14 protein-coding genes are annotated in these 12594 nt (G+C 66.0%); 13 read left to right on the top strand and 1 reads right to left on the bottom strand.

The window, feature by feature from the left end; all coding sequences use genetic code 11:
* Positions 1-8: 8 nt before the first annotated feature.
* The 4 genes from ABS767_RS11415 (at position 9) to ABS767_RS11400 (ending at position 5026) form a co-directional block, all read left to right on the top strand.
* Positions 9-503 carry a hypothetical protein gene (locus ABS767_RS11415; protein WP_408078469.1) on the top strand — a complete coding sequence of 165 codons (495 nt, stop codon included), beginning with the start codon at positions 9-11 and terminating at the stop codon, positions 501-503.
* A gap of 76 nt (positions 504-579) precedes the next feature.
* On the top strand, positions 580-1677 hold the full coding sequence (locus ABS767_RS11410; protein ID WP_408078468.1) for an XRE family transcriptional regulator: 1098 nt from the start codon (positions 580-582) through the stop codon (positions 1675-1677).
* Between the two features lie 170 nt (positions 1678-1847).
* The gene (locus ABS767_RS11405; protein ID WP_408078467.1) at positions 1848-4412 is read left to right on the top strand and encodes a PAS domain S-box protein; all 2565 of its coding nucleotides are present in this window, start codon (positions 1848-1850) and stop codon (positions 4410-4412) included.
* Positions 4412-5026 (top strand): response regulator transcription factor, encoded by a 615-nt coding sequence (locus ABS767_RS11400; RefSeq protein ID WP_408078466.1) that lies wholly within the window; start codon positions 4412-4414, stop codon positions 5024-5026. Before ABS767_RS11405 ends, ABS767_RS11400 begins: the two co-directional genes overlap by 1 nt.
* A gap of 7 nt (positions 5027-5033) precedes the next feature.
* Here the strand turns inward: ABS767_RS11400 and flaF are convergent, their stop codons facing one another.
* Positions 5034-5393, bottom strand: coding sequence for a flagellar biosynthesis regulator FlaF (gene flaF, locus ABS767_RS11395; protein ID WP_408078465.1), 360 nt, complete (start codon positions 5391-5393; stop codon positions 5034-5036).
* Positions 5394-5569: 176 nt separating this feature from the next.
* Between flaF and motA the strand changes: the two genes are divergently transcribed.
* The 9 genes from motA to ABS767_RS11350 are packed head-to-tail and all read left to right on the top strand — an operon-like array spanning position 5570 to position 12593.
* A complete protein-coding gene (gene motA, locus ABS767_RS11390) occupies positions 5570-6454 on the top strand; it encodes a flagellar motor stator protein MotA (protein ID WP_408078464.1) in 885 nt (294 codons plus the stop codon).
* Positions 6429-6761: an STAS domain-containing protein gene (locus ABS767_RS11385; RefSeq protein ID WP_408078463.1), complete on the top strand. Its 333-nt coding sequence runs from the start codon at positions 6429-6431 to the stop codon at positions 6759-6761. Before motA ends, ABS767_RS11385 begins: the two co-directional genes overlap by 26 nt.
* Positions 6758-7123 carry a response regulator gene (locus ABS767_RS11380; protein ID WP_408078462.1) on the top strand — a complete coding sequence of 122 codons (366 nt, stop codon included), beginning with the start codon at positions 6758-6760 and terminating at the stop codon, positions 7121-7123. Before ABS767_RS11385 ends, ABS767_RS11380 begins: the two co-directional genes overlap by 4 nt.
* Positions 7120-9264, top strand: a complete 2145-nt coding sequence (locus tag ABS767_RS11375; protein ID WP_408078461.1) for a chemotaxis protein CheA — start codon at positions 7120-7122, stop codon at positions 9262-9264. The genes ABS767_RS11380 and ABS767_RS11375 overlap by 4 nt, the downstream gene beginning before the upstream one ends.
* The gene (locus ABS767_RS11370; protein ID WP_408078460.1) at positions 9261-9752 is read left to right on the top strand and encodes a chemotaxis protein CheW; all 492 of its coding nucleotides are present in this window, start codon (positions 9261-9263) and stop codon (positions 9750-9752) included. The genes ABS767_RS11375 and ABS767_RS11370 overlap by 4 nt, the downstream gene beginning before the upstream one ends.
* Positions 9749-10630: a CheR family methyltransferase gene (locus ABS767_RS11365; RefSeq protein ID WP_408078459.1), complete on the top strand. Its 882-nt coding sequence runs from the start codon at positions 9749-9751 to the stop codon at positions 10628-10630. The genes ABS767_RS11370 and ABS767_RS11365 overlap by 4 nt, the downstream gene beginning before the upstream one ends.
* The gene (locus ABS767_RS11360) at positions 10627-11673 is read left to right on the top strand and encodes a protein-glutamate methylesterase/protein-glutamine glutaminase (RefSeq protein ID WP_408078458.1); all 1047 of its coding nucleotides are present in this window, start codon (positions 10627-10629) and stop codon (positions 11671-11673) included. Before ABS767_RS11365 ends, ABS767_RS11360 begins: the two co-directional genes overlap by 4 nt.
* Positions 11674-12063 (top strand): response regulator, encoded by a 390-nt coding sequence (locus ABS767_RS11355; RefSeq protein WP_408078457.1) that lies wholly within the window; start codon positions 11674-11676, stop codon positions 12061-12063.
* Positions 12060-12593: a chemotaxis protein CheD gene (locus ABS767_RS11350; RefSeq protein ID WP_408078456.1), complete on the top strand. Its 534-nt coding sequence runs from the start codon at positions 12060-12062 to the stop codon at positions 12591-12593. Before ABS767_RS11355 ends, ABS767_RS11350 begins: the two co-directional genes overlap by 4 nt.
* Position 12594: the final 1 nt, after the last annotated feature.

Raw genomic sequence — 12594 nt, 5'->3', positions numbered from 1 at the left:
CCGGCACGATGATCCGCGAGAGCATCATGATCGCTCCGGAAAGCACCGTCGGCCTGCTGCCGTTCATCGACCCCAGCCTGGACGAACTTGCACGAGAATTCTGCGGCACAGCGCATCGCTGGCTGGATCGGTCCAACCATCTGGTGGCGATCTGGGGAATCGGCACCAATGGCGATTTCGGTGCGAGCTGGGACCGCTGGCTGAAGCGCCACGAGATCGAAGGTCGCAACGCGCGCGCCGCCGAACGTCTGGCCCGGACTCTTCTCGAGCGCGTGCGGCAACGCTGGCCCGCCGGGATGGCACCGCACAGCATCGGCCTGGTTAGCGACGGCACGGGTGTCGGCATTGCGCCCGAAGACCCATGGCCCCTCGCCCCGGGGTGGCTCGACCGGCGAATTGCACGACCGGGAAGCCTGGTCGCACTGCGCCGCTTCGATCCGTCTGGCAACTGGGCGCTGCTTTCCCACCCGGCCCGTTCGACGACCGGACGCCATATAAGGTAGAAGCATTTGAAAGCGATCAGCGGATAGCTATTGGAAGCCCGTTATCCTATACCGGCAAGGAGGGAGACGGGGAGAGATGGACGCACCGGTGAAGCTGCACGCAAGCATCGCCGCGCCGGGAGCGGTGCCCGTCGATACGTGGCGGAATTTCGTGTTTCCGAACCGCATCCGCGAATTCCGCCGCAAGGCGGGGCTGCACCGGCTGATCGCGCTATCGCACCGGCTTCCCGAGCTGACCTATATTCGCCTGTCGAAGATCGAGCGTGGGGAAGTGTTCGCCCGTGCGCGCGAGCTGGTCGATATCGCAGCGGCGCTCGACATACCGCCCGACGCGCTGCTGATCGATGTCGACGCGCCCGACTTCTCGATCGAGCGCTGGGCCGAGCCCTTTGTCGGCGTGACCGTGCCCGATCCTGCACGCGAGCGTTTCGCCGCGTTGCTCGCCGCGGCGGTGCGCCATGTCCGAGCGACCGATCGCACGCTGACGATCCAGGCGATTGCAGAGCGTCATGGCATCGCGCCGGTGAACCTGTCGCGCCTCGAGAATGCGCAGCGCGCCTTCGAGGATTGGAACGCGCCCACGCGCGAGGCAATCTGCGCGATGCTTGGCGCAAGCGACGAGGCCGCGCTGCGGGCCCGCGTCGACGGATTGCTTCGCAACGGCGACCTGGCGCCGTGGCTTGCGGCAATCAGCGATCCGGAGGAGCGTCTTCGGCGGACGCGAGAGAAGGTCGCCGCGCTGCGCGCGGAGATCGCCGATCCCGATCCGAAGGCCCCTCGAACCGTGGTGCCGCTGCCGCGCGCCGCGGGTGCGGAAGCGATCGCCGTGATCGGTATTGCAGGTCCCGATGGACTGATCGCGGATCACGACACCGGCGAGCGGGTCGCGCCGCCGCCCGGTGGCGGCCGTCGCATGTTCGCATTGCGCATGTGCCGCGCCACGCTGGGCGCAGCATTGCCGGGCCAGTCGATCCTCTTCGTCGATCCCGATCGCTATCCCGTGGCGGGGGGCCTCGCGGTCCTGCGCGAGGCGGACGGTTACCGCGTCCTTTCGATTTCGGTCGGACCGGACGGCCTGCTGGTCGGCCACAGCCAGCATCCGCCGCGCAGCATCGACCTTGCCGACATCACCCAGGACCGCCTGTACGCGGTGATTGCCGCCCGCTTCGTCTAAGCGGTTGTAACCGTATCCGTAATGGGTAAGATTGAAATACGCCATATGGCGTAGCCTGTATGTGGTGATGAGTGACAGGGGCGCGAAACTGGACGCCGAGAGGATCGACGCGCAGCAGGGTCGCCACCCTCTGCTTCGCCAGCGCAAACGCGCTCGCGATCGCCGGACTGGTGGGTTGGCTGTTCGCGATTTCCTGGCTGCGCTCGCCCATCGCCGGCTTCGCCGACCCCTGGCCCCCCAGCCTTGTGGCGATCGCGATCCTGGCGACGACTTTGGTCCTGTTCGCCCGCCCCGTCGTGGACGCGCGTATCCGTCGGATCGGCGCTGCGATCGTCGCCGTCGTGATCGTCATCGCGGCGATCCTGCTCAACCTTACATTCGTGGTCCCCAACGCGGGCAGCCCCGTCTCCTGCCTGTTGATCTTCCTGCTTTCCACCAGCGCGCTGATCCAGATGCGCGCCGGGCGGGAAGGCGCCCCGATCGCTGCGATGATCGCCGCGCTCGTCATCAGTTTCGCGTTGCTGCTGTTGGCGGGTCAGCTTCTCGCCGCCGATGTTCGCGGTGCGACGATCCAGCCGTGGCACATCCCGATCATCACGAATGTTGCGGCGCTGACGCTGGGCATCGGCTTGCTGCTTCTGGCGACGCAACACGCGTTGCGAGCGTATCGAACAGAAGGCGACGAGCGCTGGCCCATCGCCTTGCGCGCGGTCCCCACGCTGATGGTTGCGCCGGCAATCGTGCTGGCGATCGAATTGCTCGTCTTCGATTCGCGCGATTTCCCGGTCACCGCGGAAATCTGGGGCATGCTGGCAAACACGCTGATCGTCGGATCGGTGTTACTGTGGTCGGTCGCCAGCCTGTCGCGTCACCGGTCCAAGATCAGCCTCTACGCCCAGTCGCTCGATAGCGAGCCGATCGCGTTCGTCGACCGCGACGGCCGGATCGTCCAATGGTCGCGCGGATGCGCATCACTGTACGGCTTTGGCGCGGACGAAGCGATCGGGCGCCTCAAGCACAAGCTTCTGGCCAGCCGTGCTGCGCCCGGCGAATCCGCGGATTGGAGCCCGACCGCCAGTCAGGGAAGTTTCCAGATCATCGAGACCGGCAAGGACGGGCGCGAACTCCGGCTCCTGGAACGCCGACAGAAGATCGGCGATGACGACGACGCGCCGATCACGGTGCTGGCGATGACCGATCTGGGTCCGCTGATGCGCGCTCAGGTCGCGCGCAAAGATAGCGAGGAACGGCTCCTGCTCGCCGCGCAGGCGCACCGGATCGGCATCTTCGAATGGGACGTGGCGACCGGAAAGCTCGCATGGTTCGCCGACACCGAGCCGCTGCTCGGCCTCCCGGCGGGGACGCTGACCGATTATGAGAGCTGGGCCGAGCGGATCGTGCCCGAAGACCTGGCCGTGATCCGCACGCGAATGGAGGCCGTCAGGGAGCGCCAACTGGATCGCTTTTCCTTCTTCTATCGTTTGACCCTTGCCGACGGAAAAATGCGCGCGATCGAAGGGTCGGCGCGCTGCTTCTACGACTCCGACGGCACGCTGGTGCGGACTTTGGGGGTTAACATCGATGTGACCGATCGCGTGGAGCAGACGGCGCAACTCGTGGCTCGGGAGGCGCAACTTCGCTCGATTCTCGAGACCGTACCGAGCGCGATGGTGGTGATCGACGAGCGTGGCACGATCCTGAGCTTCAGCCCCGCTGCGGAGCGGCTGTTCGGCTATGCGGTGGCCGATGTCGTCGGGCGGAATGTCTCGATGCTGATGGGCGACGAGCATCGCGTCCGGCACGACGACTATCTCGATCACTATCTGCGCACCGGTGAACGTCGCATCATCGGCATTCCCCAGATCCTTACCGCGCGTCACGCCGACGGCAGCGAGATCCCGATCGAGCTGCATGTCGGCGAGGCCGTCTATGACGATACCCGCGTCTTCACGGGGTTCATCACCGATCTGACCGAGCGGCTGCAGACCGAGGAGCGCTTCCAGCAGCTGAGCAACGAGCTGACCCAGATCGGGCGCGTCAACGCGATGGGGGAACTTGGCGCCACGCTGGCGCATGAGCTGAACCAGCCGCTCGCAGCGATCGCCAACCATATCGCCACGGCGGAGGTGATCCTGCAGACCAGCGGCGATCTCGAACGCATCGCGGGCCAGCTCCAGTCGACGCGCGAACAGGCTTTGCGCGCGGGCGAGATCATCCGGCGTCTGCGCGGGTTCGTGTCCCGTCGCGAGATCGAATTGCGGGCAGAGCCGGTCGAGGAGACGATCCGCGAGGCGAGCGCGCTGGTGCTGGTGGGACATCAGCGGGTCGATCTGGCGCTGCACTATGACTTCGCACCTGACGCGCAGCTGATGCTCGCGGACAAGATCCAGATCCAGCAGGTGCTGGTGAACCTGATGCGCAATGCCCTCGAGGCGCTGGCGGTGGTCGCCGCCGAACATCGTCGGATCGATCTGGTGACGCGGCGCGTAGAGGGCGACTGGATCGAGATTTCGGTGTGCGACAATGGTCCAGGTGTGGACGAACCCGTCCTGGAACAGATGTTTCAGCCGTTTAATTCCTCGAAGGGAGAAGGCAGTATGGGGTTCGGGCTGTTGATCTGTCGGCGCATCGTCGAGGCGCATGGTGGAACGATGAGCGCGCATAACAACAAGGGGGGCGGATCTACATTCCGGTTCACCGTCCCTGGTATAGAACCGGGAGTGGGAGAGGAATGATGCAGAGCGTTTATATCGTCGACGACGATCAGGCCGTCCGCCAATCGCTGCACGGCCTGTTGTCCGAGCGCCCCAATCTGGTCATCCGCGTCTTCGCGTCCGGCGAGGCGTTTCTGGAGAATATCGAGCCCAGCGACGGGGGCGTGCTGCTGCTGGACTACCAGATGCCGGGCCGAAACGGCGTCGAGGTGATGAGCGCGCTGCAGGAGCGCCATGCCAAGTTCCTGACGATCATGCTGACCGGCCAGGGCGATATTTCCCTCGCGGTGCAGGCGATGAAGGCGGGTGCCACCGATTTCCTGGAAAAGCCCTACGACCCCCACCATCTCCTCAACCTGCTCGACGAAGCGTTCGCGCGGTTCAACGAGACGAGCGGCATTGCCGAGCGGCGCGAACAAGCGCGCGCCCGGATCGCCCGCCTGTCGCCGCGCGAGCATGAAGTGCTGATGGGATTGATCGAGGGGCGGCCCAACAAGGTGATTGCGCACCAGCTCGATCTCTCGCCGCGCACGGTGGAAATCTATCGGGCCAACATGATGGAGAAGCTGGACGTCAGCAGCCTGTCCGAGGCGCTGCGCCTTGCCTATGCCGCGGAGGTCGCCGTAGCCGTCTGACGTCGGGTCAGGCCGCCATTCGACCTTCGGTAAGCCCTTCCAGCAGCGAGCGATTGACGTCGATCAGCGGATCGATCGTCTCGCGTCCCTTCATCACGTCGCTGGCGTGACGGCTCACCCACAATCCGATCGAGATGATCGACGCGCGCAGTTCGTCCGGAAGACCGTTGCCCGGCGCGCCACATGCGTTGGCAAAGGCGTCCCACATCTCGCGGTTCCAGTGCAGCGCATTCATCAGCCTGCCCCCCGAATAGCACCCGTCCCGCGCCTCGATCAGCGCGGCGGTAACCTCCCGGATCAGGCGTTGCTCGGTTGCCCGGGGGGTTTCGACGAGCGTGCGGGCACGTTGATAGGCGCTAAGCGACATGCGGGTTCCTCGTTCGGGGTTTAGCGCATTCTAGATAAAAGCCGCGGCGTCCGGTCGCGGAGATGCGCAGGCATTTGTCGATCGCGCAAAAGATGCCCGGGCGCGTCCGGCCCCCCTGCCCCCGCCCTATAATCCACAAAACTGCCGGTCACGGCGCAGGGGAAACGGCAACCATCATGCTTAACGGCGTCGGTTTCATCATCATCATGATATGCGTGTTCGGCAGCTTCATCATGGCCGGCGGCAAGATGGACGTGATCCTGCACGCGCTGCCGCACGAGATGATGGCGATCGGCGGCGCGGCGATCGGCGCATTCCTGGTGTCAAACCCGATGCCGGTGGTGAAGCAGGCCGGCAAGGGCGTCATGCGATCGTTCAAGGGCAGCAAGTGGAAAGATTCCGACTATCGCGATCTGCTGACGCTGATGTTCGGACTGCTGACCACGTTCAAGAAGGGCGGCGCGACCGCGATCGAACCGCATCTCGACACACCCGCCGAAAGCAGCATCTTCAAACGCTATCCGCGCCTGATCGCAGACCATCATCTGATCGAGTTCATCTGCGACTATCTGCGCATGATGACGGTGAATTTCGAGGATCCGCACCAGCTCGCCGAGGCGATGGAAAACGACATCGAGGCGCATCACCATCACGAGATGCACCCGCAGCATGCGCTGCAGCAAATGGCCGACGGCCTGCCCGCGATCGGCATCGTCGCGGCGGTGCTGGGCGTGATCAAGACGATGGGGTCGATCGACCAGCCGGTCGAGATCCTGGGCGCGATGATCGGCGGCGCGCTGGTCGGGACGTTCCTGGGCGTGCTGCTGTCCTACTGCTTCGTCGGTCCGCTCGCAGCCAAGCTGCAGCAGGTGATCGAGGGCGACGGCAAGCCGTTCGTCATCGCCAAGACCGCGATCGTTGCGCATGCCCAGGGCATGCCGACCCAAGTGGCGGTCGAGATCGCCCGCCGCGCGACGCCGTCGGACAAGGCGCCGACCTTCCAGCAACTCGAAACCGCACTTGAGGAGGCGAAAAGTGACCTCGCAGCCCAACCAGCCTGATCCCGAAAATTATGCGGGCGGCGTGATCGACCTTCCGGCCCATGGCGTCACCGTGACCGCCGAGGATCTGAAGGTGCGCCTCGTCCTTGCGGCCGACTTCGGCGGCGATCTCACGGTCGACGCCAGCGCCGTCGAGAGTGTCGGCCAGGCCGTGCTCCAGCTCCTGCTGGCCGCACGCGTCGAAGCCGAGGCCTCGGGCCATCATTTCGTCATCCAGAACCCCAGCCCCGCCTTCCTGGCGCGGATCGAGGCACTTGGTCTGAGCGACCAACTCGGCCTCAGCCAGACAGAGGAACTGCAATCGTGAGCAAGCTCATTCTTACCGTCGACGATTCCGCCAGCATGCGCATGCTGCTCAAGGCATCGCTGAGCGCGCAGGGATTCCAAATCGAGGCCGCCAATGACGGGCGCCACGGGCTGGAGCGGATGCAGGAGGTCAAGCCCGACCTGCTCATCACCGACATCAACATGCCGGAAATGGACGGGTTCGAGCTGATCGAGGCCGTGCGTGCGCTGCCCCAGTTCCGCGGCACGCCGATCCTGGTCCTGTCGACCGAATTCTCGGACGAGAAGAAGTCGCGTGCCCGCTCGGCCGGCGCGACCGGCTGGATCACCAAGCCGTTCGAGGCGGCGAAGCTGGGAGCGGCGATCCGCCGTGTCTGCCCATGAGCGACGATATGGACGACATCCAGGCGATCTTCTTCGAAGAATGCGCCGAGGGACTGGCAGCCGCCGAACAGGGCCTGTCGGCGATGCAGGCAGGCGACGTGTCCGCGGCGACGATCGCGGCCGTGTTCCGCGCGGTGCATTCGATCAAGGGCGGCGCAGGCGCGTTCGGGCATGTCGCGCTGACTGCTTTCGCGCACAAGTTCGAAAACCTGCTCGATGAAGTCCGCGCCGAGCGGATCGCTCCCACGCCATCGACGGTAGGCGTGATGCTGTCGGCGCTCGACATCCTTTCGGATCACGTCGCAGCGTCGCAGGGAACCGCGCCGACGCCGGACGACACCGCGTCGCTGAGTGCGATCGAAGCGGTGCTGAATGGCGAAGCGACGGCGGCTCCCGACGTGCCCCCGGCACCGCCCGCGGCCGAACCGGCCCAGAGCGAAGTGGACCCGTTCGGGTTCGAGCCGGTCAGCGTCGTAGTCGAAGATTTCGATCTGGACGCGATGATGGCGCCCGCCGACGACGCCGGCGCCGCCCCCGTGGGCGATCCCGACTGGCAGGTGGAGTTCAGACCTTCGCGCGACGCGATGGCCGGCGGTTCCGAGCCGATGCTGGTGATCCGCGAACTCGAGGATCTCGGCGGGCGCGTGGTCGCCGTCGATTACACCGCACTGCCCGGGCTGCGCGACCTCGAGCCCGAGGAGTCCTATCTGCGCTGGACCATCCAGCTTCCGTCCTGGACCCAGGAAAGCAGCATTCGCGAGGCGTTCGATTTCGTCGCGCCCGATTCCGATATCGCGATCGGACGCGTCGAGACGCCGAGCGGGACCGTGGCCACGGAGGCCGAAGAACGCGGCGCCGACAAGGCGCGCGCGCCTGTCGAACAGGTCGAGGCCGCTGCGCCCACGATCGCCGCTGCCGCGCAGGCCGCGGAGACGCGCGTGATCGAGAGCGCATCGCAGACGATCCGCGTCGACCTGCACAAGCTCGACAACCTCCTGAATCTCGTCGGCGAGCTGGTGATCCGCAACTCGATCCTGTCCGATCGCCTGAGCGCGAAGGATCAGGAACGCGTCGAACTGCCCGAGCTCGCCCGGCTGACGCGCGAGATCCAGGACAATGTGATGTCGCTGCGCGCCCAGCCGATCAAGCAGGCGTTCAGCCGCGTGCCGCGCATGCTGCGCGACCTGATGGCCGAGACCGGCAAGCAGGTTCAGCTCCAGACCTTTGGCGAGACGACCGAGGTCGACAAGGGCGTGATCGAGAAGATTGGCGATCCGCTGACCCACCTGATCCGCAACGCGGTGGACCACGGGCTGGAGACGCCGGAGGAGCGGTTGCGCGCCGGGAAGCCCGCGGAAGGCACCGTCCATCTCTCCGCCGAGCAGAAGGGCGCACGGATCATCGTGACCGTCGCCGACGACGGTCGCGGGATCGACCGTGCGCGGGTTCGGGCCAAGGCGGTCGAAAAGGGGATCATCCCCGCCGACGCGGTGCTGACCGACGAAGAGATCGATCAGCTGATCTGCGCGCCGGGCTTTTCCACCGCCGCGACGATTTCGAACATTTCCGGTCGCGGCGTCGGCATGGACGTGGTCCGATCGAACGTCGAGGCACTCGGCGGCCGGGTCGAGATCGCGTCGACGCCCGGCAAGGGCACCAGCTTTACCCTGGTGCTGCCGCTGACGCTCGCCATCCTTGACGGGATGGTAGTGCGCCTGGCCGGCCAGCGGTTCGTGCTGCCGCTCGCGACCGTGATCGAGGCGATCCGCCCCGAGCCGGGCCAGGTCAGCGCGACGACCCCGGAAAGCGAAGTGATCGAGATCCGCGGCGAATATCTGCCGGTGCGGCGCCTGACCGAAGTGTTCGGCCTGCATGCCAACGAGGACCGCCCGATCCACGAGAGCCTGGTCATCATCGTCGAAAGCGAGAGCGCCGGACGTGTTGGCCTGCTGGTCGATACGATCGACGACCGCCGCGAGGTCGTGATCAAGAGCCTCGAGCAGAACCTCCACCCGATCCGCGGCCTGGGGGGCGCCACGATCCTCGGCGACGGGTCGATCGCCCTGATCCTCGATATCGAGGCGCTGGTCGCTTCATCCGGAAATCAGAACCGCAACTTCCTCAGAGGACTCGCAGCATGACCGAACAAGAGACGCCTGTCGACGAAATCAAGATCGTCACCTTCACCCTGGGCCACCGCAATTTCGGGATCGACATGCGCTCGCTGATCGAAATCCGCGAATGGGCCGAGCCGACCCCGCTGCCGAGCGTTCCGGGCTACATCCTCGGCGTTACCAACCTGCGCGGCACGGTGGTGCCGGTCGTCGGCCTCGCCGAGCGGCTGGGCTGGACGCCGAGCACGATCCATGCGCGTTCGTGCGTGCTGGTCGTGAACATCGCGGGCAAGCAGGCCGGCTTCCTGGTCGATGAGGTCGACGACATCGTCGCCATCCAGGAAAGCGCGATCCAGGCCGCGCCCGATGTCGAGCTTCAGGAAGCGAACGTCATCTCGGGCCTGGTGCAGATCACCGCCCGCGCCCGCGACGGGAGCGATCCGAAGCCGCAGATGGTGCTTCTGCTCGACCTCGACTCGCTTGCCATCACCCGCCATCTGGACCTTGCCGCATGACGAGCGCTGCGCTGGCGCCGATGTCGGGCAATTCGCTGCTGAGCGACGGAGGACCCGCGCTCGGCGACAGCGAATTTGCGGCGATCGCGCGGATCATGATGGCCGAGGCGCGCATCCATCTGCCGCCGACCAAGAAGGTGCTGGTGCATTCGCGCCTGTCGCGTCGCCTGCGCGACAACGGCCTGAAATCGTTCAAGGACTATATCGACTTCGCGCAGCGGGACGCGGAGGAGCTGCGACTGCTGGTGACGGCGCTGACCACGAACCACACGCATTTCTTCCGCGAGTCGCATCATTTCGATCATTTGCGCGACGTGCTAATGCCGCAGCTTCAGCGCGACCCCGCCCGCGCGCCGGTGCGGATGTGGTCCGCCGGCTGTTCGAGCGGCGAGGAGGTGTACACGCTGGCGATGACGCTGCTGGGCACCGATCGCGCGCAGTCCGAGTGGATGCGCGGGCGGGACGTGCGTCTGCTCGCGACCGATATCTCCGAACCGGTCGTGCGCGCCGCGGCCGAAGGCTTCTATGCGGAGTCGATCACGGAGGGCGTGCCCGAGGCGTATCGCCGCGCGTGGATGGTGCGCGAGGGCGCCGGTTATCGCATGGCGGATACGGCGCGCGCGCTGGTCTCCGCCAAGGTGCTCAACCTGTTCGGCGATTGGCCGATGAAGCAGCGCTACGACGCCATTTTCTGTCGTAACGTGATGATCTATTTCGACGATACCGCGAAGTCGGAGCTCGAAGCGCGGCTGGTCGACATGCTCAAGCCGGGCGGATTCCTGTATATCGGGCATAGCGAACGCCTGATCGGGCCTGCCGCCGAGCGCATGCGCAGTCGCGGCAATACGATCTATCAGCGCACGGACGGTGCGTCATGAGCCCGATCCGAGCCCTGATCGTCGACGACAGCGCTTCGATGCGCGCCGCTCTGACGCGCATCCTCTCCGGCGATCCCGAGATCGAGGTCGTCGGTGCCGCCCCCGAGCCGCATCGCGCCCGCGAGCTGATCAAGGAACTCAATCCCGACGTGCTGACGCTGGACGTCGAAATGCCGGGGATGGACGGTCTGTCCTTCCTCGAGCGGATCATGCGTCTGCGCCCGATGCCGGTCGTCATGTGCTCGTCGCTGACCGCGGCAGGTGCCGATGTCACGATCGAGGCGCTGCGGCTGGGTGCGGTCGATTGTATCGCCAAGCCCGTCGGCGGCCCGGCGGAACTGGCCGCGGGCGCGAGCCAGCTGCGCGAGATCGTGAAGGGCGCGGCGCGCTCGCGCGCGCGCCGGATGGCGGCTCCCGCCCACAGGGCACCGCCCGCAGCGGCGACGCACGCGCCGTTCCGCGACGTCGTGATTGCGATCGGCGCGTCGACGGGCGGGGTCGAAGCGCTGTTCCACGTGCTGGGCGCGCTCCCGGAGGATTCGCCGCCGGTGCTGGTCGTGCAGCACATGCCGGCAGCCTTTACCGCGAGCTTCGCGGCCCGGCTCGACCGCAGTTGCGCGGTCAATGTGGTCGAAGCGACCGATGGCGCACCGGTGAAGCCCGGAACGGTCTATATTGCGCCTGGAGGGTCGCACCATATGACGCTGGAGGGTGGTACGCACGGTCGCATCAGACTGGTCGCCGCAGATCCCGTCAATGGCCACCGCCCTTCGGTCGACATGCTGTTCAGGTCGATCGCCCCGCTCGGCAGTTCCGCCGTGGGCGCCATCCTGACCGGCATGGGCAATGACGGTGCCGAGGGCATGCTGGCGATGCGCAACGCAGGCGCCCGCACCTTTGGCCAGTCGCGCGAAGACTGCGTCGTGTGGGGCATGCCCCGCGCGGCACTGCACGCCGGCGGCGTCGAAACCGAATCCAGCCTGTCGACAATGGCAGGCGTCATCCTCGCCGCCGCGCGCGGCGCCAAGCATCAGGAGCGTTGAATGCCCGCCGCGTCTGCAATCCGGGTCATGGTAGTCGATGACCAGACGAGCATGCGTGCGATGATCCGCCGCGCGCTCCAGGATTTCGGCTTCAAGGACATCCGCGACAAGGCGAGCGCTCCCGAGGCGCTCTCCGCGATCCGAACGGACCGGGTCCATCTCATCATCTCGGACTATAACATGCCCGAGATGGATGGCCTCGAGTTCCTGGCGACGGTCCGCAAGGACGAAGCCCTGGCCAAGACGGTCTTCATCATGCTGACCGGATCGTCCGACCGCGAGGTGGTGCAGAAGGCCGCCGCGCTGGGAGTCAACAACTATCTCGTGAAACCCTTCGCGCCAGCGGCGCTGAAGGAGAAGATCGAGCGCGTGTTCGGCGGGCTGACATGACGCTCGCCACCCGCAACCGCGTCACCATCATCCAGGGCGAGTTCAAGGTCCTGTCGCAGCCCGACACGATCATCTCGACGCTGTTGGGATCGTGCATCGCCGTCTGCCTGCATGACGCGGGCGCGCGCATCGGCGGCATGAATCATTTCCTGCTGGGCGAACCCAGCCCCGACCACCGCGTCAGCGAGGCGGACCTGCAACGCTATGGCGTCCACGCCATGGAGCTGCTGATCAACGGCATGATGAAGGCCGGTGCCGAGCGGCCCAGGCTGCGCGCGCACCTGTATGGCGGCGCGAACATTATCGCCGGGCTGGGGGGAATTGGTTCGGCGAACGCGGCCTTTGCGCTGCGCTTCCTGCAGACCGAGGGCATCGCCATCGGCCACAACGACACCGGCGGCACACGTGCACGCAAGGTCGAGTTCCGTCCCTATGACGGCAAGATCCGCTGCAACTATGTTGCAGAGCCGCCGCCCGTCACCCTCCCCACCCGTGCCCCTGCGCATGGTGGCGAAATCGACCTTTTCTGAA

It is taken from the genome of Sphingomonas plantiphila (genome assembly GCF_046000505.1).
Taxonomy (GTDB): Bacteria; Pseudomonadota; Alphaproteobacteria; order Sphingomonadales; family Sphingomonadaceae; genus Sphingomonas; species Sphingomonas plantiphila.
Note: the sequence above shows the minus strand (reverse complement) of the source record. Positions and strands in the feature narration are given on the sequence as shown.